Below are 22,668 nucleotides of genomic sequence, written 5' to 3'. Positions count from 1 at the left end.
CAACATTATACATAAAAAAAAGGATACTGAAATCAGTATCCTTTTTTATGACATTTACTTAATTAAGTATTTTTTATGATAAGCAATCATATTATCTATAGGGCGTTTAATGGCTCCCGCAAATCTTAAATCATACTTATTTGCCACTTTTTCAATGATGTTAGAAAAATAGAAAGCAACAGATCCAATAAAGTATATTGGAGTTTCTTTGCCTTTTCCAAACGGCAGTACTCTATAGCGGAAAAACTCATCAACTCCTCTTTCAATCAACCCTGTAATATAATCATGATCTTTAAAATCAAACATAAAAGCAGCATGACTCGCTAAATAAGTGTTTGGAGCATCCCCTTGATATAATTCATGTTTGATATAATCATCTTCTAAATTAAAATCTTGTTCAAATTTAGCTCTAATTTCTTCAGGCATTATTTTGTAATAGTAATCTCTAATTAACTGCTTTCCAAAATAATTTCCACTTGCCTCATCCATAATTGCCCATCCTAATGATGCAGTGGTAGACTGTACCTCTTTACCATCAAAATAACAACTATTAGAACCTGTTCCCAAAATACAAACGATGGCTGGTTCTGCTTCAGAGGCTGCATAAACAGCCGCTAACATATCTTCTGCAACTACAATTTCTGCATTTACAAAAACTTCCTGAAATACCTGTCTTAAAGCCTCAATAGCTTTTGGAGTACCGCAACCTGCTCCATAGAAAAAAACATGGGTAACTTCTGTTCTTTGGGGTCCTAAATTCACATTATCTAAAACTCTTTTCTTTAACAAATCTTTACCTACAATTGCAGGGTTTAATCCTTCAGATCTAGTCTTAAATTTTTCTGTTTTATCGCTATTTAATGCAATCCAATCTACTTTGGTAGATCCTCCATCGGCAATTAATATCATACGTACGTATCTTTTTAAAAATGTTAGTTTTAAGGTTGCCCAAATATACAAATTAGAGATAAAAAAAAGCCGTTTTGAAGACTCAAAACAGCTTTTAATATTATTAAAAAAAAGGAATTATTTACCTTCTTCCATTTTCTTTTTTAAATCTGCTAAACCAGCGATATCACCAAAAGTTGATTTTTCACTAGACTCAACCTTTTTAGCTTGAGCTTTTACGTTTTTAGCTTCAGATTCTTTAAATGTAGCAGTATGAGAAGCTACAATTCTTCTAAATTCTTTAGAGAACTCAATTACTTTAAAAGTAGCTGTATCTCCTTTGTTGATTTTAGAACCATCTTCTTTTTCTAATAAACGTGCAGGTACAAATGCTTCAACTCCATCCTCAAAGTCTACAACAGCTCCTTTGTCAGTTTTCTCTTTAACAGTTCCTTCGTGGTCAGTGTTAAGAGCATACTTAGCTTCGTGAGCATCCCAAGGGTTTTCTTGAGTTTGTTTGTGTCCTAAGTTTAATTTTCTGTTTTCAACATCTAATTCTAACACTTGAACATCTAGTTTATCACCTACAGCAACAAAGTCAGATGGGTGCTTAATTTTCTTAGTCCAAGATAAATCAGAAATGTATACCAATCCGTCAATTCCTTCTTCTAATTCAACAAAAACACCAAAGTTTGTATAGTTACGTACAATACCATTGTGAGTAGAACCTACTGGATATTTAGCAGTGATATCAGCCCATGGATCTGGGTGTAATTGCTTAATACCTAATGACATTTTACGTTCTTCTCTATCTAAAGTTAAGATTTGAGCTTCAACCTCATCTCCTACTTTTACGAAATCTTGTGCAGAACGTAAGTGAGTAGACCATGACATTTCAGAAACGTGAATTAATCCTTCAACTCCTTCAGCAACTTCGATGAATGCACCGTAGTCAGCCAAAACAACAACCTTACCTTTTACTTTATCACCAACAGTTAAGTTAGCATCTAAAGCATCCCATGGGTGTTGAGACAATTGCTTTAATCCTAATTGGATTCTAGTTTTCTTGTCATCAAAGTCTAAGATTACAACGTTTAATTTTTGATCTAATTCAACTACCTCAGATGGGTGGTTGATTCTTGACCAAGATAAGTCAGTAATGTGTACTAAACCATCAACTCCTCCTAAATCTACGAATACACCGTAAGAAGTAACGTTTTTAACAATACCTTCTAATACTTGACCTTTTTCTAATCCAGAAATGATTTCTCTCTTCTGAACTTCGATATCAGCCTCGATAAGAGCTTTGTGAGATACTACAACGTTTTTAAATTCATGGTTGATTTTCACAACTTTGAATTCCATTGTTTTGTCTACATACTGATCATAGTCTCTAATTGGCTTCACGTCAATTTGAGATCCTGGTAAGAATGCTTCAATTCCGAAAACATCAACAATCATACCTCCTCTAGTTCTACACTTAACGTATCCGTTAACTACTTCACCAGATTCTTGAGCAGCAATAACTCTATCCCAAGCTTTGATTACTCTTGCTTTTTTGTGAGACAATACTAATTGTCCTGAGTGATCTTCTCTTCTATCAACTAAAACCTCTACTTTATCTCCAACAGCTAAGTTAGGATTGTAACGGAATTCGTTTAAAGAAATAACTCCTTCTGATTTAGAGTTAATATCGATGATCGCATCACGATCTGTAATACGAACAACAGTTCCTTCAATTACATCACGTTCATTTACAAAACCTACAGTTCCTTCTAATGCAGCATCAAACTCTTTTAATTGAGCTTCATCAACCTCATCAATACCTTCTTCGTATTTGTGCCAGTTAAAATCTGCTAAAAATTGTTGTGGGTTTACTTGTACAGTTTCTTGCTCTTGAGCTTCAACTGCGTTTTGGTTTTCTTCAGACATGTGTCTAAATAAATTTTGTATTTAGTTGATTATTATGTTTTTAAAGCGAGTAACACCAACTAAAGATGTTAAATTAAATTGTTTTCATTTCCTTTTCTTTACCTAGCTCGCCAAAAAGGACTGCAAATATACAAATTATTTTTTATTTAACTACACACAAAAACAGCTAGTTAGCTATTTTTTTTCTTGAAGTGATAAGTTGACTTTTTTTAACTGAAAAAACACCCCTACTAAAGAAAGTATTGCTGTTAAAAAAGTGAATAACAAACCAATAGCTACAGAAATATCTTTATTATAATGTAATAAATCTGCTGCCTGATAAAACACAAATTCTCTTACTCCTATTCCTGCAAAAGAAACAATAGATAAAATAACAGAGATTAAAAACACCAATAAGTACGAAAACAAATCAGAAACTACCTCAAAATTTAACACCAAACAGTACACGCATATTAATTGTAATATTTGTACTATTAGTGATAAGCCTAAAGTTTTAACATATACTTTTTTAAAAGATGGAAACAGTTTTTGTACTAAAACATATGCCATTAAAGGTATTAAAAGCAACAACAAAACTGCCAAGCCTATTAATATGAAGTTAGAAGACACGTAACCTAGGGAACGAATAAAAGGAACTGCCAACAAAACCAATAACATTCCTATAGCGGTTAACCCCGAAAATCTATCAATGAAAATGGCAGCAGATAACTTTTTAACATTCCAATCAAATTTTTTGTGAAGCTTGTATACTTTATAAGCATCCCCTCCAATTCCACCAGGAATAAAAAAGTTATAAAACATACCTATTAAGTACAATATATGATTGCTTTTATTAGATAAACAATAACCTAAAGAATGAAAAAAAGTATTTAACCTAACAGAAGAAACCCATTGTGATAGTAGTAAAAAAGCACCACTTAAAAACAGTAAAAAAACATTACTCTTCTTAATAATTTGAAAAACCTCAGCGAAAGAGATTTTGGTCATTACAAAATAAAATAGGAGTATACTTACTCCTATTTTTAATGCTGTTCCAGCTATTTTTTTTACTTTATACTTTTTCAAAAGTAGTTACTTTTCTTAAATTGTATGGTCTTTTATCTTGAGATTCATAATAAGTTTTCATCAACAAATCAATAATAATCCCAACGGTAAAAAACTGAATTCCCATGACTACTAACATCACTCCAAGAATCAATAAGGGTCTCCCCCAAATGTCTTCTCCCATCAACTTTACAATTAATAAATACAAATTAATTAACATTCCCGCTCCTGCAAACACCAATCCTATATTTCCAAAAAGATAAATTGGTTTTTGCATGTATTTACGTTGAAACAAAATTAACAACAAATCATTAATCACCTTAAATGTTCTACCCAAACCATATTTAGAGACTCCAAATTTACGTGCATGGTGTTTTACAGGCATCTCTGAAATTCTTGCTCCATTCATAAAAGTTACCAAAGAAATAAATCGGTGCATTTCTCCATATAATTTTAATCCTTTTGCAGCCTCAGCCGTAAAAATTTTAATAGCACAACCGTGATCGGTAATATGTAATCCCGTGGTTTTTCTAATGATATAGTTTGCTATTTTAGAAGGCAATGTTCTTATAAAACTATCTTGTCTTTTTTGACGAATCCCAGTAATCATATCTAAATCTTCCTCAATCAACTTATCTAACATGGCTGGTAAATCTGATGGATCGTTTTGCAAATCACCATCCATGGTAATAATATACTCCCCTTTAGCGATGTCAATTCCTGCTGCAATAGCAGAACTTTGTCCGTAGTTTTTTCTAAGTTCTACCAAAACCACTTTAGGATGATTTAAGTCTTTAATCTCTTTTCGAGTATGATCTGTAGAACAATCGTCTATATAAATAATCTCATATTTATATCCTGCCAATCCTTTATCTATACTTTCTGTTAACAAAGTAACATTTCCTTCCTCGTTGTAAACTGGAACTACTACAGACAACAAACTTGATTTACTCATTTCTATTCAATTTCGATGTGACAAACTTACTCATAATCTTAAAACTAAAACAAGTTGTTTGTTAAATAATAATATTACTTTTTAATAACTTATTTCTTAACCAAATATCTTTTTCTCAATGTAGACTCTCTAGTTTTTGGATTTAAAAATGACATTTTTAACCTTGTGATTCTATAATGTTCTAAAGGATAAACCGTAGTCCATTTCACTCCATCTTCTTTAGTTTTTATAAAAGATGCTTCATCTAGATACATCCACTCTCCCTTTTTTAATTCAGTTGGAATTTTATCTACATCCATTCTTTTTAAATTTTTATGTGCATAAAAACTAACAGACCATGCTTCAATCCCATCTTTTAAATATAATTTATCGACATCAATATTTTTTTCTTTAATAATTTTACTTGCTGTTATTCCCGATTGATATTGCAACAAATTTGGATAAAACTGTGTATTTAAACAAAAATTAATCAAAATCATAAAACCCACAGAAGATACAATCAGCTTTCTAAAAGGCGATGCTTTTTCTTTGATTAAGAAAAGAATTAATAAAACCCCAATGACTATCAAACCAATAATGATAAAAATATTTATCGCAGGAAAAACCCAAAAGCATAAAGAGATAACCAATATTGACAAGACCGAAAACAACCCTACTTGAAAATAAAACCATCTTTTTATATATTTTACCTTCTGACTTTTTTGTAAGTACCATAAAAAACCAACTACCAAAATAGACATCAGCGGAATTAAACTATTTAAATAATGTGGTAATTTAAATTTTGAAGTACTAATTACCAACAACACCAACAAAACGCCTAATGAAGTCATCAACTCAAAACTTTCATAAGATTTAAATTTATGTTTAATTGCTCTTTTAATATTACTGAACATGGCTGTATACATAATTAATGGCCAAGGCAAAAAGGCCCATAAAATAGAATGGAAAAAGAAAAGATAATCTGGACTATTATTATTAAAACCAGTTGCTGTTAAACGATTAAAACTCTGATCCCATAAAATAAATTTCACCCCCGAAATATTAGAATATCCATTAAATACTTTTTCTGGATGTAAATCAAACTGAACATAATAGGCATAAAGAATTGGCGAAATAAAGACAAAAAAACTTATAACACCAATCAACACTTTCCAAGACCAAACAGCCATCCATTTTTTAGCATATATAATATGAACCAGTAACACCATTCCACATACAAATACAGGTAATTGACCTTTACTAGAAAAAGCTATTGCCAGTCCTAAAAAACCAAGAATTATATTTTTAATTGTTTTTCTGTCTAAATACTTTACAAAATGATACAATGCAAAAATGGTCGCTCCTGTTAAGACTGCATCTGTTCTAACATCATGATTTGATAAAATAATTGCTTGAGAAGATAAAAACACCAATGCAGTCATATGACCTATTTTTCTACCATAAAAATATTTAGCCAATCTATGAGTGTAAAGCGCCCCAACCCAGGTAAAGAGTAATGCTGGAATTCTGTATGCCCAATGTGTAATTCCAAAAATTTTATAAGATAAAGCTGCTAACCAAAAATGCATATGTGGTTTATCTAAATAGTCGTGTTCTCCTTTGTAAATATTAAAATAATCATTCTCCAAAAACATTCTCATAGCCATGGTTGCATGCTGTGCCGAATCATTTTCCATAATAGGAATAAACAATCCAGATACATAAACAACTAACAATAAAGCATAAAGAATATATAGGTCTCTTTTAGATAAGATCATAGGTAATAAATTTTGTCACAAATTATTTAGTTTGATCGATCCCATAAACCCTAGTAGTATGGTTCTCGAACAAACTTTTTTGCGAAAATAATTTTTTAAAGATACTTAATTCATTTATTTCCTCTTTATTTCTTGTATTTGTTATTAAAACTCCTTGAGGATTCTCTTTAAAAAATAACTGAGCTTCCTCTATGTTATCTATCACTCTATAAGTTCTATTAAAGTTAATAGGGAACGCTGAATCCATTCTTTTATAAACAATTACAGGTCTATTTTCATTAATATTCTCTTTAAATTTTACCACAGGAGATTCTTTGGTTAATTGTGGAAACACAATGCCAAACAAAACTATACTCAACAATGTAAAAGTAGTAACGAGAGAATTAAAACTATTATCAACTCTTTTTTTAATTATGTAAAAAACAGCTATTAAAACCCCTACAGGAACAAAAATTAAGAAAAATGCCAGCCAGTTTTTAGAAACCAAGGAACTATCTAGAGATAAACCTATATATCCAGCAACAGGTAGAGCAAACGAAATAAGAAGAAGACTCCCCCATTCTATATATCCGTATTTTAATTTAATACCATACTCCATAAAAAACCAAGCTAATAAAATAGCCATTAGAGGGTAACAGGGCATGGTATAGTTTGGTAATTTTGTTGCAGATACTGCAAAAAAAGTGATAAAAGTAATGACCGAAATTGTTATAAAAAAAATAAATGGATGCTGTAATCTTTGTTTTAAACCATAAAATAAAGCTCTAAAAATCCATACAGAAAAAGGCAACATTCCTAACAACACAAAACCGATAGTTATTAAAAATATTCCTCCATGCCCTTCCATTTTATCTTGAAATCTTTCAATATTGTGTTTTAAAAAGAAACCTTCTGTAAACACTCCTCCTGTTTTAATATGAGCCATATAAAACCAGGGAAAGCTAATCAACAGAACCAATATCAATCCTAAAAAAGGTTTGAATGACAAAATATTTTTAATCGTAAAAGACCTAGTTATAAGCAAATGTACAAATGCAATTAAAACAGGTAATGCAATGGCTACAGGTCCCTTGGTTAACACCCCAAACCCCATAGAAAAATATAATAACCAAAGTATTTTTGTGCTTTTTGAGATGAAAAAATCTATATAACAAAAGAAAGTCAAACTCATCCAAAAAATTAAATAAGGATCTGGAACTGCTAAATGAAATTCTTGAATAAAATAAAAAGAGGATAGCAAAATCCAAAAAGTGACTTTGGCAATTTTATACCCCAAATATTTCTGAGTAAAAACTACTGTTGTTAAAATAGTAAAAGCTCCAAACAACCCTGAAAAAAATCTTGCTCCAAAAGCATTGATACCAAAAATCTTATACCCTATCATCATAAAAAAATAATGAAAGGGTGGTTTATCTGTTCTAATAATATTGTTAAAAGTAGGCTTAAAATAATTTCCGTATAGCAACATTTCTCTTGCAGCTTCACTATTTTTAGCTTCATCTAAGATATAAATGATAGAACTTCCGCTACCAAAAACACAGAGAACAAATCCAAGCAAAAACATCCACCAAAGTGATTGTTTTGTATTAAAAAACTTCATGAATTTCTGAGGTTAATTCAAACCAATTTTTACGAGTTGGATTAAATCTGATTTTTTTATTATACCACGATTTTTTTCTAGATTTTTTAACCAAAACAATCGCTAAATAAGCTGAAGAAAAACCAACCATAGCTCCTCCAAACACATCTATAAAAAAATGTTGAAACAAATACATCCTAGAAATCCCCACCAGAATTGCAAATAAACACAAACCTATTGCTGGAAGTATCTTTTTGATTTTTAAAGCAAAGAAAGTAGCAATTAAAAAAGCATAAGCAGTATGACCCGATGGAAACGAATCTCTTTTATGAACTCTTACTCCCTCAACAAAATTTATTTTTGATAAAATTCCTTTAGCTTCAAATAATAAATAAGGCCTTGGATGTCCATCAAAAATAAAATTCTTACAAAGTATTACTATTGCCGATTCTATTAAAAAAGCCAAAACAAAAAAGTATAAAAATTTAAGTTTATACCTAAGTACAATTGCTAAAAACAAAAAGATACTCATGGTATTTCCTATAGAACTAATACCCGCAAAAAATCTATCTAAAAAAGATGTATGAATTTTATTTATAGCCAACACAATATCTCCTTTAGAAAAAGAAAAAAGACATGTAGATAAAAGTAAAACTACCATAAAAGGTAACAAAACTTTGTGTTTGATTTTCATAACTAAACAGTAATGATTGAATCACAAAGTTAGGCTGATGATGATGCTGTAAGGTTAAGACAGCTTTAACAAAACCTTAATTCCTAGCTTTTTTAACTCCCTCTTGTAACCATGATAAATATTCATCTGCATTTGGTGTATAACCTACAGGTTTATTCAAATCTTTTCCTTCAGCATTCACAACTACATAATAAGGTTGTGAGTTGGTTTTATATCTTTTGGTTTGAAACTCTGACCACTTTTGACCAATATTTCTATAAGGCTTTCCTGTTACAGGAGATATTTCTTCTATTTCTAACTTCTGACGATCATCCACATATAAAGAAACCAACACCACTTTATTTTGCAAAACATCTAACACAGCAGGAACTGTCCATACATTTTGCTCCATTTTTCTACAATTTACACAAGCCCTACCCGTAAAATCTAACAACACAGGCTTGTTTACTTTTTTAGCATAAGCCAAGCCTTTTTCGTAATCGTTAAATGTTAAGATATTGTAAGGTGCCAATATATGTGCTCCTTCTGGTAAATCTTGATGTGAAATATTAGAACTTGATTGATTGTTCATCACCCCATTTGGAGATTCACTATATTCTAATGGAGGCACAAAAGCTCCAATTAATTTTACAGGAGCTCCAAACATTCCTGGAATCATATAAACCACAAAGGTAAAACTTAAGATAGCCAACATCAATCTAGTCACAGATATGGTTTCTACAGCTTGATAATCATGAGGTAATCTTATTTTTCCTAACAAGTAAACTCCTAACAATAAGAAAATCACTATCCAAATAGCAATAAAAACTTCTCTTTCTAACCAATGTGCTTGTAACACCAAATCTGCATTTGATAAAAATTTAAATGCCAAGGCCAATTCTAAAAATCCTAAAACTACTTTTACTGTATTTAACCATCCTCCAGATTTTGGTAAAGAATTTAACCATCCTGGGAAAACTGCAAACAATGTAAATGGAATGGCAATTGCTAAAGAAAATCCTAACATAGAAATAATTGGAGCAATTCCTCCATGAGATGCTGCTTCAACCAAAGCACCTCCAACAATAGGACCTGTACAAGAAAAAGAAACGACTACTAAAGCCAAAGCCATAAAAAAGATCCCTATAACCCCTCCCCTATCTGCTTTTTCATCTAACTTGGTTCCCCAAGAACTTGGCAACACCAATTCATAAGCTCCTAAAAAAGACAAAGCAAAAAAGACCAAAATCCCAAAAAACACAACATTAAAACCAACACTTGTAGACAACCTATTTAACGATTCTGGTCCAAAAACCCATACAACCAATGTTCCAAGTAACACATAAATTCCTATAATGCTAATTCCATAAATCATGGCATTTCTAATTCCAATTGCTTTATTTTTACTTTGTTTGGTAAAAAAACTTACGGTCATCGGAATCATAGGAAACACACATGGTGTAAACAAAGCTGCTAAACCTGCTAAAAAGCTTAATAAAAACAACGTCAAGTAACTTTTGTCATCTGTATCACTACTAACTGCTACCTCTGTCTTTACTGCTTTTACTTTTGTTAAATCATAAGTCAATTCAACCTCTTTTGGTGGCAAACACATTTCATCGTTACAAACCATGTATTCCACAGAAGCCTTAAGACTTTTAGCATCTATGTTGTTTTTTATTGTTTGACGAAAGTTTGCTTCTTCCCCAAAATACTTAATTGGCATTTCAAAAATAGGATCTTGCACCTCTACCCCATTTCCTTCAATAGTCTCTCCTACTTTTTCAATGGATTCAGGATAATAAAAAGTCGTTGGAATGGGACCTCCATCACCAATATTTTGGCTGTACAAATGCCAACCTTTCTCAATGGTTGCTGTACTAACCAAAATCAAATTTCCTTTATCTGTTTTTTCTACAGAAGTAGACCATGAAACTGGGTTAAAAACTTGAGCATTAACAGAACAAAAAACAAAAAGAATTGCTATTTTAATTAAGGATAAGGATGTTTTCATGAAAATATTTTGATACTAAGACGAATTTACTGAATAAAATTTACACGCTAACTACAACAATTGTTCCAACAACAACTTAATATTTCCATAGGTGTTTTCTAAACATTTTTTAGACTCTTCAACCGTTTTAAAAACCACCTGAGTAATTCCTTCTTCTAGCTGAGGAACCAACGTTTGGTTTTCGATATTAGTACGCATGGCAAACCAATAGGTAACTTTCATCACCAAAACTCCTTTGTGTTTAAAAACATGATAAGTGGTTTCTAACTCTTTATCTATAATTAATCCAGAAACTTGACACTCTTCTTCTACTTCTCTAACGGCAGCAACTTCTTTAGATTCTCCTTTTTCTATATGTCCTTTTGGCAAATCCCAAGTATCAAATCTGTAAATCCACAATATTTCATCATTGGTATTTTTCACCACTCCACCTGCTGCTCTTCTAACTTCAAAATTTAATAGAAAATTACACCAATCATTTTCCAAATTGTCACAAATAACATTTATTTTCGCATCGGGATTCTGTTGAATCTCTAAACACATATTTACAAAATCAAGTTCTTGATATTTCACAGAAGAAAAACCTGTTAATTCATTGTTTTTTTCTGTTAAAAAAACTGGAACTTCATTGATAAAAACTTTATACATTTGCACTATGATTTTTAACAAAGATACAGCAAATAATACCGCAGAACAGCTTTTAAAAATAAAAGCAATTAAACTACAACCTACAAATCCATTCACTTGGGCTTCTGGGTGGAAATCACCTATATATTGCGATAATAGAATTACTCTTTCTTACCCAATCATAAGAAATTTTCTAAAAACCAATATGGCAAATGCTATTGAAGAACAATATGGTAAACCAGATGTTATTGCTGGAGTTGCTACAGGAGCTATTGCTATTGGAGTTTTGGTTGCACAAGAATTAGGAATTCCTTTTGTATACGTTAGACCTGAGCCTAAAAAACACGGTAGAATGAATCAAATTGAAGGATATCTTGAAAAAGGTTCTAATGTAGTGGTAGTAGAAGATTTGATCAGTACAGGAATGAGCAGCTTACTGGCTGTTGAAGCTTTAAAAGAAGCTGGCGTAAATGTAAAAGGAATGATGGCTATTTTTACTTATGGTTTTCCTATTGCAGATAAAAACTTTGAAGCTGCCAATGTTACTTTAACGACCTTAAGTAACTATCAAGTACTAATTGAACAAGCAGTAAAAAACAACTATATTACTTCGAGTGAATTAGCTTTGATCCAGACTTGGAGAAAAGCTCCAGACAAATGGACAAACGAAGAAGATTAATATTATATCAAAAAAAAGCATCTTAAAAAAATTAGGATGCTTTTTTTAGCTTCAATAATTATATTTGTAAAACAAATAATAAACCCATGAAATTAGAAACTCCATTAGTAACCATATTTAAATCAAACCAAGAAACTTTTAATTTTTTAACTGATTTAAACAATTTTGAGCAGTTGATGCCAGATAACAAGGAAAAATTCGAAGTAGATGGAGACTCTTTTATTTTTGGGTTGACTGGAATGCCAGAAATTAGATTGATTTTAAAAGAAAAAACACCTTATGATAAAATAGTGTTAGGAGCAGCTTCTAGCAAATTAGATTTCAGTTTGACTATTGAGTTAAATCAAGTTTCTGAAAACAGTACTTCTGCTCAATTATTTTTTAATGGAAATTTTAACCCAATGATGGCCATGATGGTAAAAAAACCATTAACAAATTTTATCAATGCGTTAAGTAATAATTTACAGAATATTTAAAGCAGTTTTATTTCTTTAACAGCATAATTATAAATTAATCCATCTTCTTTTTCTAAAAGCAAAAGTCCTTCATTACTAACATCAACAATTTTACCCATAAAAGTATTCCCCTCTTTATCCATAAACATTGTAGGGATATTTATTTTGTACAAATGATTTAAATAATTCTTTTTAATGCTTTTTAAATTATTGACAATATAATTTACATTCATTACCTCTTCTAAAGCAATAATTATTTTTTCTAACACTATTTCTTTATCAAATTCAACTCCTTTTATATTAGCTAAAGAGTTTGCTTTGGTTAAATCTGACGAAAATTGAAGTTGATTTACATTTAAACCTACACCAATAAAACAGGCATCAACTTGTTGTTTTCTTATAACATTTTCAATTAAGATACCCGAAATCTTATCGTTATATGACATTATGTCGTTAGGCCATTTTACTTTAACTCTAGAAATATCTTCTAAAACATTTGCACATACATCTCTCATTTTAACAGCACATAAAAAATTAATATAAGAAATCAAATCAACCGACAAGCCCTTTAATTCCACATAAACAGTAAACAACAAATTTTTTCCTTTTTCTGAATCCCACACAGTATTCATCTGTCCTTTACCTGCCAATTGTTCCTCTGTAACAACCACCGTAAAGTTTTCTATTTCCGATTTTTTTGCCAAATCTTTCAAAAAACGATTCGTTGAGTCAATGGCATTAAGTTTGATTATATTCACAAATAAATTATAATTATATTAGTGTAAGTTATCATTTAAAAAACGATAACTTTGCAGCAAAACTAAAGATTTTTTAATGTCTAAAAAACACGTAAGTACTGATCAATTAATTAGTACCATTTTAAAGGGAATTGACGAAGTAAAAGGAGAGAATATCCAATTGATAGATTTACGAGAAATAGAGAACACTGTTTGTGACTATTTTATAGTGGCATCAGGTACCTCAAACACCCACGTAAGCGCTATTTCAGGGTCAATTCAAAAAATAGTTGGTAAAGAAGCTCAAGAAAAACCTTTTCATGTAGAAGGAGAATCTCAAGCAAACTGGATTTTACTAGATTATATACATGTTGTAGTACATGTCTTCCAAAAACCTGTCAGAGAACTTTATGATATTGAAGGATTATGGGGTGATGCTAAAATCACTAAGATTTCATAATCACAAAAGCATGCAAAAACAAATGAACAAAGAACCAAAAAACCAACCTAAGCCTAATCCAAACGGGTTTAAACCAAAATTCAATTCTTATTGGATATACGCTGTTATTATTGCTGTTATTATATCTTTTAACTTTTTTGGTAATAACATAACCAATACAGATATTTCTAGAAATAAATTTGAAGATTTATTACGTGCTAACAGCATTAAAAATATTTTAATTGTTAATAATGATTATGCAGAAATTCATTTAACTGAAGAAGCTCAAAAAGAATTTAGTGCTAACAATAAAGATGAGTCTTTGCCATGGGTTAATAATGCAAAACCTGTATTGACTTACAACTTTGGTAGTTTAGAAAACTTTGAGAATACCATAAAAGAAAACAAAGAAAAATACAATCTAGATATTGACCTTAAAAACGTTAATAAAACAGATCTTTTTGACTCAATTTTAGGTTTCTTACCATTCATCTTAATTTTAGGTTTATGGATTTTCTTTATGAGAAGAATGTCTGGTGGTGGTGCTGGTGGCGGTGCTGGTGGTCAAATTTTTAACATTGGTAAGTCTAAAGCTAAATTATTTGATGAAAAACAAAAGGTAAAAGTTTCTTTTAAAGATGTTGCTGGTCTTGTAGGTGCTAAAGAAGAAGTACAAGAAATTGTAGACTTCTTAAAAAGTCCTGAAAAATATACAAACTTAGGAGGTAAAATACCTAAAGGGGCTTTATTAGTAGGACCTCCTGGAACTGGAAAAACCTTATTAGCAAAAGCTGTTGCTGGAGAAGCTGGGGTTCCTTTTTTCTCTTTATCAGGTTCTGATTTTGTAGAAATGTTTGTAGGAGTTGGTGCATCTAGAGTAAGAGATTTATTTAAACAAGCTGCACAAAAATCTCCTTCTATTATTTTTATTGATGAAATCGATGCTATTGGTAGAGCTAGGGGGAAAAACAACATGACAGGTGGTAATGATGAACGCGAAAACACATTAAACCAATTGTTAACTGAAATGGATGGTTTTGGTACCGATGTAAACGTAATTGTTATTGCAGCTACCAACCGTGCAGATGTTTTAGACAAAGCTTTAATGCGTGCAGGTAGATTTGATAGACAAATTTATGTTGATTTGCCAGATTTAAACGAACGTAGTGCTATATTTAACGTTCACCTAAAGCCTTTAAAACTAGGTAATGATGTTAAAATTGACTTTTTAGCTCAACAAACACCTGGTTTTTCTGGAGCTGATATTGCTAATCTTTGTAACGAAGCTGCTTTAATGGCTGCTCGTAAAGGAAAAGAATCTATTGAAAATGAAGACTTCTTAGACTCTGTTGACAGAATTGTTGGAGGTTTAGAAAAGAAAAATAAAATCATTTCTGTTAAAGAAAAGAAAACCATTGCTTTCCACGAAGCTGGACACGCTACTGCTAGTTGGATGTTAGAACATGCTGCTCCACTGGTAAAAGTAACTATTGTTCCTAGAGGTCAATCTTTAGGGGCGGCCTGGTACTTACCAGAAGAAAGAATGATTGTTCAAACAGAACAAATGCTTGACGAAATGTGTGCTACTTTAGCAGGTAGAGCTGCAGAAAAAATTATGTTTAATAAAATTTCTACAGGAGCACTAAGTGACTTAGAAAAAGTAACCAAACAAGCAAGAGCCATGGTAAGTATTTATGGTTTAAGTGAAAAAATTGGAAACTTAACTTATTACGATTCTAGTGGTCAAGAATATGGGTTTACAAAACCATATAGTGAAACAACAGCCAAGTTAATTGATGAAGAAATTAGCGCTTTAATTGAACAACAATATCAAAGAGCTATTCAAATTTTAACAGATAATAAAGACAAATTAACTGAATTGGCTGAGCGATTGTTAGAAAAAGAAGTTATCTTTAAAGATGATTTGATTAAAATTTTTGGAGAAAGAGCTTTTTTATCTGAAAGTGAGATATTGGAGAAAAAACTTAAAGAACAAGAAGAAACAGAAGAAAATAATTCTGAGGTAAAACATTAAACCTCAATAAAGGAAGAATTTATTTATATGGGTTTATTCGATAAACTTTTTAAAAATTCAAAATCTAAACCATCATCTAAAGACAAAAAAATCAACGAACATCCCGTTGTTTTGTCTTTAGATGATTTGTTTGTTAACAACTTCATTAATAAAGGTGGTAAATTTTTATACTGCATTTCCGAAAGTGAAGCTCTAGAAATTTTCACAAGAATACTAAAAGAGAATAATTGGCAACAAGTTTCTTGTGTTCAAGAAAAACTGATTGAGTTTTCTAAAAAAACAAAAACACCTATTTCTTCCTCTAACTATAATAGTCCTTTTTTTACTACTTGCGAACATTTGGTTGCTGATTCTGGAAACATCATGGTTTCTTCTAATCAGATTAAAGAAATGAAATTGATTGAATTAAATAGCAATTTTATTGTAATGGCCACTACTAGTCAAATAGTAAAAAACATGGGGGAAGGTTTAACAGGAATCAAAGCCAGCTGTAAAGAAAAAATACCTAGTAATATTTGCGAAATTAAAAGCTATGGTAATGATGAGAAAAAGGAAAACTTCTTAAATTATGGACTTTCTAATTCTAAAAACACCTACCTTATCTTAATTGAAGATTTATAATATATAATTATGTTGCAAAGAGCTCTTTCAGGAATTGTTTTTGTTGCCATACTAGTATCTGCAACATTATATAGCAGTATTACTTTTTACATTTTGTTTTTCTTTTTTATGTTGGTTGCTATATATGAGTTTCAAAAACTAAGCAACTACAAAACACCGTTTTTTAATATTCTTGGTATCTTTTCGTTTGTATTATCTGCAGGGAGCATTACTATTTTAAAAGAGCATTTTAACCTAAGTGATTCTGTTTCTATACCAGAAACAAACTCAGCATTTATATACGTTCTACTATTTGTAGCTTTTTTAATTGTATTATTTAAAAGAGTAAACAAATCACCATTTACAGATCTTGGGGTTGTATTTTTAACATATTTATATGCCATACTTCCTTTCACCATCATATTAGCCATTCCTTTTTGTAATGAAACTCACACATATGAAGGAACCACTTTTTTAGGTTGCATTATTTTGGTTTGGTCTACAGACACTTTTGCTTATTTAACTGGGAAGAGTATTGGTAAAACTAAATTATTTGAAAGAATTTCTCCAAACAAAACTATTGAAGGTTCTGTGGGTGGGCTACTTTTAACATTAATTACAGCAAGTATTTTATCTATATATTTCACACAATTTTCATTAATTCAATGGCTTGGATTAAGCTTTGTTATCAGTATTTTTGGTAGCCTAGGAGATTTGGTAGAATCTATGTTTAAACGTGCTGCAAACATTAAAGATAGTGGGAATTTAATTCCCGGTCATGGAGGTGTCTTAGATCGTTTTGACAGTTTGGTTTTTGCCTCTCCTTTTATATATTTTTACTTACAACTAATTTCATAAACTATGTTTCACAAAGAAGGAAAAACCATCATTTTAGCTACATTAATTCTAGCATTAATCGGTACAGACTTAACTTACTTTCTATTAGAAGATTTACCTTGGTTACAATACATTATCTATACTGTTTTAGTATTTTTTATAGTAATTGTATTGCAATTTTTTAGAAATCCTAAGAGAAAGACCAATGTATCAGAAAATCATGTCGTAGCACCTGTTGATGGCAAGGTTGTTGTAATAGAAGAGGTATATGAACCTGAATATTTTAAAGACAAAAGATTACAGGTTTCTATTTTTATGAGCCCATTAAATGTACACGTTACAAGATATGGTTTAAGTGGATTGGTAAAATATAGCAAATATCATCCTGGTAAATATTTAGTTGCATGGCACCCGAAAGCGTCTGAAGAAAACGAACGTACAAGTATTGTAGTAGAAAATGCTACATTTGGTGAAGTGTTATACAGACAGATTGCCGGAGCCCTAGCAAAAAGAATTGTAAACTATGCCGTTGAAGGTACAGAAGTACTACAAGGAACTGATGCTGGGTTTATTAAATTTGGATCAAGAGTTGACTTATTTTTACCTTTAAATTCTAAAATTAATGTATCTTTAAATCAAACAGTGAAAGGTGCAGAAGATGTAATTGCATCTTTATAATTTTTATAATTTATGAGTAATGATTCTTTATTAAAAGAACGCTTTAACAAAGCGGTTAAATTGGCGTTAGAAATGGAAACACTTCCGCCGGATATTATGTTAGAATTCTACGCATACTACAAACAAGCGACCAAAGGTGATGATTTTAGCTTTAATGCAAATCAAGATCAAGATTTAAGGAGCTCATTTAAATATAATGCTTGGATGCAGTTAAGAGGTATTTCCCCTAAACAAGCTCAAAAAGAATATATTAAACTCGTAGAAAAATATACAAATCAAAAGATATCATGAAAAAAGTAGCACTTATTTTATTGGCTGTTGCAACACTTGCAGCATGTAAACCATCAAAAAAAGAAAACGAAAAAAAAGCTGAAGTACCAACCTACCAATTAGATGCTGAAACAGCTATTGTAAATTGGATAGGTTATAAATTCACTAGTAAAAAAGGAGTGAATGGACAAATGCAAACGGTAAATATCTCTAATAATCAAGCAGCTGAATCAATTGAAGAAGCTTTAGATGGAGTTGAATTTTCTATTCCTGTTAGCAGTATTTTTAGTAATGATGACTCTAGGGACACCAAACTTAAAACATTATTTTTTGGGGTGATGGATAATACAGAGATGCTTTCTGGTACAGTAACCAAAACATCAAAAGATGGAGGAGTTATTTCTTTAACCATGAATAATGAAACCCACGATTTACCATTTACATTAGATATTCAAGGAAAAACAGCTTACTTAAAAGCTACCTTAGATTTAAACACATGGCATGCTCAAAAGGCATTAGAGTCTTTACACAAAGCCTGTGAATTATTACACACTGGTGAAGATGGAATTAGTAAAACTTGGGATACTGTAGATTTAGATGCAGTCTTAAATTTCTAAACTCAAAAAAACATACATAAAAAAAGCACCTAATTAGGTGCTTTTTTTATGCGTATAATAGAAGTAAATAATATAATATCGGAATTCCTTCTACCCAAAAAGAAGCGTAATATTTAGATTGTTCTTCTTTAGCAAAAAATAATAAAAAAACTAAAACTAAAGAGGTGATTAAAAATTGATAAAATCCATCATTCCCAAAAACATACCAATGTATTAATAAAGAAAGTAGTAATAAAAAAACGCCCAAAACTTTTACTCCTTTTACTCCTAAAAGCATAGGCAAAGTTCTAATGCTTTTTTCATCAAAAGCCAAATCTCTAATATCAAAAGGAATCGTTAACACCACCACAAAGAACATCAATCCTAAAAAATATATTACGTGATTAACGTCAAAAGGAACAAATGAAGTTACCGGAAAAAAGACTACTGTTCCTGCCCAAACAAAAGCAATCACAAATATTTTTATTCCAGGAATAAAACGAATAGAATGTCTAATTCCATTTTTACCTATAAAACTATAAGCATATAACAATGTCAGAATTACAAAAGGGAATAAATGTAAGAACTGAATTATTTCTAACTGCAATAACTCATACAGTCCAACAACCATTGCAGCGCTAATCATTATATAAATGAGAGCTTTATATTGGTTACTGAATACATCTAACAAATGCTTTTTCCCGTATTTATATCTATTTAAAAATCTAATTAAATGATAAGAAACAAAAGTAGCACACATTAACAACAATGCTTCGTGACTTACTTCTACCCCAAACAAAAAACCAACACTCATCACCAAACAAGCCACTGCAATAGACACATGCAAATTGCTATAGACATAAAACTGAAAAAGGGCCTTTAAAAATTTCATCGTTTATTTATACTTATCAACAATAACTATCAAAATTGGTTAAAACATTTGACAATAGAACAAAAATAAAACTTTTATTATCCGTATTTTTGTGGCTTCAAAATAATTATTTTTTCGTTTATGAAAACAGATGTTTTTGCGCAAAGACACATAGGTTCTAATCAAGAGGAACAAGCTGAAATGCTTAAAGCTATCAATGTAAATTCTATTGAAGAGTTGATTGAAAAAACAGTTCCAAAAGATATTCTTTTACAAAATGAATTACAGTTAGCACCTGCTTTGAGTGAACATGAATACATGGATCATATTCAAAAACTATCTGTAAAAAATAAATTATTTAAAAACTATATTGGACTAGGCTACCACCCTACCATTACTCCTGGTGTAATTCAGCGTAACATTTTAGAAAATCCGGGATGGTACACTGCTTATACACCTTACCAAGCAGAAATTGCACAAGGTAGATTGGAAGCTTTGTTAAATTTCCAAACCATGGTAACGGATTTAACCGGAATGGAAATAGCCAATGCTTCTTTATTAGATGAGGGAACTGCTGCTGCTGAAGCCATGATTTTACTTTTTAATACTAGAAGTAGAAATCAAAAGAAAAAAGATGCTTTACAATTTTTTGTTTCAGAGAATGTATTACCTCAAACCATTGATGTTTTAACCTCTAGAGCCACTCCTTTACACATTGATTTGGTGATTGGAAACCATGAAACTTTTGAGTTTTCAGAAAATGTTTTTGGAGGTTTGGTTCAATATCCTGGAAAAAATGGAAAAGTAGTTGATTATACTGATTTTGTTAAAAAAGCTAACGAAACAGAAGCAAGAATAGCAGTTGCTGCTGACTTATTAAGTTTAACTTTATTAACTCCTCCTGGGGAATGGGGAGCAGATGTTGTAGTGGGAACTACACAACGTTTTGGAATTCCTATGGGATATGGTGGACCTCATGCTGCATATTTTGCTACCAAAGAAGAATACAAAAGATCTTTACCAGGTAGAATTATTGGTGTAACCAAAGATGTTGATGGAAACCGTGCATTGCGCATGGCTTTGCAAACCCGTGAACAACACATTAAAAGAGAAAAAGCTACTTCTAACATTTGTACTGCTCAAGTATTGTTAGCGGTAATGGCTGGTATGTATTCTGTTTTTCATGGTCCAAAAGGATTAAAATACATTGCCAATAAAATATTAAACCATACCTATACCTTACACAGCACCTTAAAAAATTTAGGTTTTGAACAAGTGAACAAGGTGTTTTTTGATACTTTAAACATTACTGTTCCTTCTGCAAGTAAAATAAAAGAAATTGCAGAATTATTACAAGTTAACTTTTTATACAATTCAGAAACTTCTGTAACTATTGCCATTAATGAAACTACCAATTTGGAAGACATTAATGAAATTGTTAGAATTTTAGCCAAAGCTACTGGTAAAAACTTTACTGAAATTCACGAATTAAAAGAAGTGGATGTAAAACCTGAATTTAAAAGAACTTCTGATTATTTAACCAATCCTGTATTTAATACTCATCATTCTGAAACAGCAATGATGCGTTACATCAAAAAGTTAGAGCGTAAAGATTTATCATTAAATCATTCTATGATTTCTTTAGGTTCTTGTACCATGAAATTAAATGCAGCTTCAGAAATGTTACCTTTAAGTTGGCCAAACTGGGGAAACATTCACCCATTTGTACCTGTTGATCAAGCTCAAGGATATCAAGAAGTTTTAAAAGGATTAGAAAATGATTTGAATGAAATCACTGGATTTTATGCAACATCATTACAACCAAACTCTGGTGCACAGGGAGAATATGCCGGATTATTAGCCATTAAAGCATATCACGAATCTAGAGGAGATCACCACAGACACATTTGTTTAATTCCATCTTCTGCTCACGGTACCAACCCCGCTTCTGCTGTTATGGCAGGAATGAAAGTAGTGGTTACCAAAGCTACAGAAGAAGGAAATATTGATTTTGAAGATTTAAAAGAAAAAGCCATTTTACATAAAGACAACCTATCTTGTTTAATGGTTACTTATCCATCTACTCACGGAGTTTTTGAAAGTGGAATTAAAGAAATTACACAATTAATTCATGACAATGGTGGACAAGTTTATATGGATGGTGCCAACATGAATGCTCAAGTAGGATTAACAAATCCTGCTACCATTGGTGCTGATGTTTGTCATTTAAACCTACACAAAACATTCGCCATTCCTCACGGAGGTGGTGGACCAGGAGTTGGACCAATTTGTGTGGTAGAACACCTTGCACCTTTCTTGCCATCAAATCCAGTAGTAAAAACAGGAGGTAAAAATGCTATCAAAGCAGTATCATCTGCTCCATGGGGATCTGCATTGGTATGTTTGATTTCTTATGGATACATTAAAATGTTAGGAGCAAAAGGATTAAAATCAGCAACACAAAATGCTATTTTAAATGCCAATTACATCAAAACAAAATTAGAGTCTGAATATTCTATTTTATATTCTGGTGAAAACGGATTCTGTGCTCATGAAATGATTGTTGATTTTAGAACTTTTAAAGCCAAAGGAATTGAAGTTGTTGATGTGGCGAAACGTTTGATGGATTATGGTTTCCATGCTCCAACCGTATCTTTCCCTGTTGCTGGAACTTTAATGATTGAACCAACGGAAAGTGAAAACAAAGAAGAATTAGATACTTTTATCAATGCTTTGTTAAGCATCAAAGCTGAAATTGATGAACAAGAAATTCATGATGAAAATTCGGTATTAAAGAATGCTCCTCATACGCTGCAAATGTTAACAGGGGATGAATGGAATTTTAGTTACTCTAGACAAAAAGCTGCTTATCCATTAGAAAATATTTCTGATAATAAATTCTGGCCTACTGTTCGTAGAGTAGATGATGCATATGGTGATAGAAACTTAGTTTGTTCTTGTGAGCCGATTGAAAGCTATATTGAAGCATAAACAACATATCC

Annotated in this window: 21 protein-coding genes; 10 read left to right on the top strand and 11 right to left on the bottom strand. The window is 31.2% G+C overall.

From position 1 onward, the window contains the following. Window positions 1–54 precede the first annotated feature (54 nt). From BUB70_RS10395 to BUB70_RS10355, 9 genes are all read right to left on the bottom strand, one after another. Window positions 55–909, bottom strand: coding sequence for an N-acetylglucosamine kinase (locus tag BUB70_RS10395; protein WP_073121678.1), 855 nt, complete (start codon window positions 907–909; stop codon window positions 55–57). A 117-nt stretch (window positions 910–1,026) separates the two neighbouring features. Continuing rightward, window positions 1,027–2,820, bottom strand: coding sequence for a 30S ribosomal protein S1 (gene rpsA / locus BUB70_RS10390; protein ID WP_073121276.1), 1,794 nt, complete (start codon window positions 2,818–2,820; stop codon window positions 1,027–1,029). Between the two features lie 174 nt (window positions 2,821–2,994). Next, window positions 2,995–3,885, bottom strand: coding sequence for a lysylphosphatidylglycerol synthase transmembrane domain-containing protein (locus tag BUB70_RS10385; protein ID WP_073121273.1), 891 nt, complete (start codon window positions 3,883–3,885; stop codon window positions 2,995–2,997). Next, a complete protein-coding gene (locus BUB70_RS10380; protein ID WP_073121271.1) occupies window positions 3,872–4,819 on the bottom strand; it encodes a glycosyltransferase family 2 protein in 948 nt (315 codons plus the stop codon). Before BUB70_RS10380 ends, BUB70_RS10385 begins: the two co-directional genes overlap by 14 nt. An 89-nt stretch (window positions 4,820–4,908) precedes the next feature. Then, window positions 4,909–6,576: an ArnT family glycosyltransferase gene (locus BUB70_RS10375; RefSeq protein ID WP_084730259.1), complete on the bottom strand. Its 1,668-nt coding sequence runs from the start codon at window positions 6,574–6,576 to the stop codon at window positions 4,909–4,911. A 22-nt stretch (window positions 6,577–6,598) separates the two neighbouring features. Continuing rightward, window positions 6,599–8,176 carry an ArnT family glycosyltransferase gene (locus BUB70_RS10370; protein WP_073121269.1) on the bottom strand — a complete coding sequence of 526 codons (1,578 nt, stop codon included), beginning with the start codon at window positions 8,174–8,176 and terminating at the stop codon, window positions 6,599–6,601. After that, window positions 8,163–8,849: a phosphatase PAP2 family protein gene (locus tag BUB70_RS10365; RefSeq protein WP_073121268.1), complete on the bottom strand. Its 687-nt coding sequence runs from the start codon at window positions 8,847–8,849 to the stop codon at window positions 8,163–8,165. Before BUB70_RS10365 ends, BUB70_RS10370 begins: the two co-directional genes overlap by 14 nt. A 76-nt stretch (window positions 8,850–8,925) precedes the next feature. After that, complete coding sequence (locus BUB70_RS10360) at window positions 8,926–10,842, bottom strand: protein-disulfide reductase DsbD family protein (protein ID WP_073121266.1); 1,917 nt, start codon at window positions 10,840–10,842, stop codon at window positions 8,926–8,928. 51 nt (window positions 10,843–10,893) lie between these two features. Beyond that, a complete protein-coding gene (locus tag BUB70_RS10355; RefSeq protein ID WP_073121673.1) occupies window positions 10,894–11,490 on the bottom strand; it encodes an NUDIX hydrolase in 597 nt (198 codons plus the stop codon). A gap of 7 nt (window positions 11,491–11,497) precedes the next feature. Here BUB70_RS10355 and pyrE point away from each other — a divergent pair, with 7 nt between their 5' ends. Next, entirely contained in the window at window positions 11,498–12,148 is a 651-nt protein-coding gene (gene pyrE / locus BUB70_RS10350) for an orotate phosphoribosyltransferase (protein WP_073121264.1), read from the top strand. Window positions 12,149–12,234: 86 nt separating this feature from the next. Beyond that, complete coding sequence (locus BUB70_RS10345; protein WP_073121252.1) at window positions 12,235–12,624, top strand: orotate phosphoribosyltransferase; 390 nt, start codon at window positions 12,235–12,237, stop codon at window positions 12,622–12,624. Here the strand turns inward: BUB70_RS10345 and BUB70_RS10340 are convergent. Further along, window positions 12,621–13,361: a biotin--[acetyl-CoA-carboxylase] ligase gene (locus BUB70_RS10340; RefSeq protein ID WP_073121251.1), complete on the bottom strand. Its 741-nt coding sequence runs from the start codon at window positions 13,359–13,361 to the stop codon at window positions 12,621–12,623. The genes BUB70_RS10345 and BUB70_RS10340 overlap by 4 nt on opposite strands. A gap of 76 nt (window positions 13,362–13,437) precedes the next feature. On the opposite strand from BUB70_RS10340, the gene rsfS reads away from it, so the two are divergent. From rsfS to BUB70_RS10305, 7 genes are read left to right on the top strand one after another with little or no spacing between them, the layout of a single operon-like run. Beyond that, complete coding sequence (rsfS, locus tag BUB70_RS10335; protein ID WP_073121250.1) at window positions 13,438–13,800, top strand: ribosome silencing factor; 363 nt, start codon at window positions 13,438–13,440, stop codon at window positions 13,798–13,800. Between the two features lie 22 nt (window positions 13,801–13,822). Continuing rightward, window positions 13,823–15,814, top strand: a complete 1,992-nt coding sequence (gene ftsH, locus BUB70_RS10330) for an ATP-dependent zinc metalloprotease FtsH (protein WP_073121671.1) — start codon at window positions 13,823–13,825, stop codon at window positions 15,812–15,814. A 27-nt stretch (window positions 15,815–15,841) separates the two neighbouring features. Further along, entirely contained in the window at window positions 15,842–16,435 is a 594-nt protein-coding gene (locus BUB70_RS10325) for an LUD domain-containing protein (protein WP_073121240.1), read from the top strand. Between the two features lie 9 nt (window positions 16,436–16,444). Next, window positions 16,445–17,272, top strand: coding sequence for a phosphatidate cytidylyltransferase (locus BUB70_RS10320; RefSeq protein ID WP_073121238.1), 828 nt, complete (start codon window positions 16,445–16,447; stop codon window positions 17,270–17,272). Window positions 17,273–17,275: 3 nt separating this feature from the next. Next, entirely contained in the window at window positions 17,276–17,929 is a 654-nt protein-coding gene (locus BUB70_RS10315; protein ID WP_073121237.1) for a phosphatidylserine decarboxylase family protein, read from the top strand. A gap of 12 nt (window positions 17,930–17,941) precedes the next feature. Next, entirely contained in the window at window positions 17,942–18,220 is a 279-nt protein-coding gene (locus BUB70_RS10310) for an acyl-CoA-binding protein (RefSeq protein ID WP_073121236.1), read from the top strand. Next, a complete protein-coding gene (locus BUB70_RS10305; RefSeq protein ID WP_073121235.1) occupies window positions 18,217–18,816 on the top strand; it encodes a YceI family protein in 600 nt (199 codons plus the stop codon). Before BUB70_RS10310 ends, BUB70_RS10305 begins: the two co-directional genes overlap by 4 nt. 46 nt (window positions 18,817–18,862) lie before the next feature. Here BUB70_RS10305 and BUB70_RS10300 read toward each other — a convergent pair whose 3' ends face one another. After that, window positions 18,863–19,687: a UbiA prenyltransferase family protein gene (locus BUB70_RS10300; RefSeq protein WP_073121234.1), complete on the bottom strand. Its 825-nt coding sequence runs from the start codon at window positions 19,685–19,687 to the stop codon at window positions 18,863–18,865. A 120-nt stretch (window positions 19,688–19,807) separates the two neighbouring features. Here BUB70_RS10300 and gcvP point away from each other — a divergent pair, with 120 nt between their 5' ends. Further along, on the top strand, window positions 19,808–22,657 hold the full coding sequence (gene gcvP, locus BUB70_RS10295) for an aminomethyl-transferring glycine dehydrogenase (RefSeq protein ID WP_073121233.1): 2,850 nt from the start codon (window positions 19,808–19,810) through the stop codon (window positions 22,655–22,657). Window positions 22,658–22,668: the final 11 nt, after the last annotated feature.

This window comes from Wenyingzhuangia marina (genome assembly GCF_900130035.1).
In the GTDB taxonomy this organism is placed as follows: Bacteria; Bacteroidota; Bacteroidia; order Flavobacteriales; family Flavobacteriaceae; genus Wenyingzhuangia; species Wenyingzhuangia marina.
The sequence above is the reverse complement of the archived record's forward strand: the minus strand, read 5'-3'. Positions and strand labels throughout refer to the sequence as shown.

Excerpts from the sequence above, each read along its gene's own strand:
- BUB70_RS10395 (WP_073121678.1), bottom strand. The coding sequence starts at position 909 with ATGATATTAATTGCCGATGGAGGATCTACCAAAGTAGATTGGATTGCA.
- rpsA (WP_073121276.1), bottom strand. The coding sequence starts at position 2,820 with ATGTCTGAAGAAAACCAAAACGCAGTTGAAGCTCAAGAGCAAGAAACT.
- BUB70_RS10380 (WP_073121271.1), bottom strand. The coding sequence starts at position 4,819 with ATGAGTAAATCAAGTTTGTTGTCTGTAGTAGTTCCAGTTTACAACGAG.
- BUB70_RS10375 (WP_084730259.1), bottom strand. The coding sequence starts at position 6,576 with ATGATCTTATCTAAAAGAGACCTATATATTCTTTATGCTTTATTGTTA.
- BUB70_RS10370 (WP_073121269.1), bottom strand. The coding sequence starts at position 8,176 with ATGAAGTTTTTTAATACAAAACAATCACTTTGGTGGATGTTTTTGCTT.
- BUB70_RS10365 (WP_073121268.1), bottom strand. The coding sequence starts at position 8,849 with ATGAAAATCAAACACAAAGTTTTGTTACCTTTTATGGTAGTTTTACTT.
- BUB70_RS10360 (WP_073121266.1), bottom strand. The coding sequence starts at position 10,842 with ATGAAAACATCCTTATCCTTAATTAAAATAGCAATTCTTTTTGTTTTT.
- BUB70_RS10355 (WP_073121673.1), bottom strand. The coding sequence starts at position 11,490 with ATGTATAAAGTTTTTATCAATGAAGTTCCAGTTTTTTTAACAGAAAAA.
- pyrE (WP_073121264.1), top strand. The coding sequence starts at position 11,498 with ATGATTTTTAACAAAGATACAGCAAATAATACCGCAGAACAGCTTTTA.
- BUB70_RS10345 (WP_073121252.1), top strand. The coding sequence starts at position 12,235 with ATGAAATTAGAAACTCCATTAGTAACCATATTTAAATCAAACCAAGAA.
- rsfS (WP_073121250.1), top strand. The coding sequence starts at position 13,438 with ATGTCTAAAAAACACGTAAGTACTGATCAATTAATTAGTACCATTTTA.
- ftsH (WP_073121671.1), top strand. The coding sequence starts at position 13,823 with ATGAACAAAGAACCAAAAAACCAACCTAAGCCTAATCCAAACGGGTTT.
- BUB70_RS10325 (WP_073121240.1), top strand. The coding sequence starts at position 15,842 with ATGGGTTTATTCGATAAACTTTTTAAAAATTCAAAATCTAAACCATCA.
- BUB70_RS10320 (WP_073121238.1), top strand. The coding sequence starts at position 16,445 with ATGTTGCAAAGAGCTCTTTCAGGAATTGTTTTTGTTGCCATACTAGTA.
- BUB70_RS10315 (WP_073121237.1), top strand. The coding sequence starts at position 17,276 with ATGTTTCACAAAGAAGGAAAAACCATCATTTTAGCTACATTAATTCTA.
- BUB70_RS10310 (WP_073121236.1), top strand. The coding sequence starts at position 17,942 with ATGAGTAATGATTCTTTATTAAAAGAACGCTTTAACAAAGCGGTTAAA.
- BUB70_RS10305 (WP_073121235.1), top strand. The coding sequence starts at position 18,217 with ATGAAAAAAGTAGCACTTATTTTATTGGCTGTTGCAACACTTGCAGCA.
- BUB70_RS10300 (WP_073121234.1), bottom strand. The coding sequence starts at position 19,687 with ATGAAATTTTTAAAGGCCCTTTTTCAGTTTTATGTCTATAGCAATTTG.
- gcvP (WP_073121233.1), top strand. The coding sequence starts at position 19,808 with ATGAAAACAGATGTTTTTGCGCAAAGACACATAGGTTCTAATCAAGAG.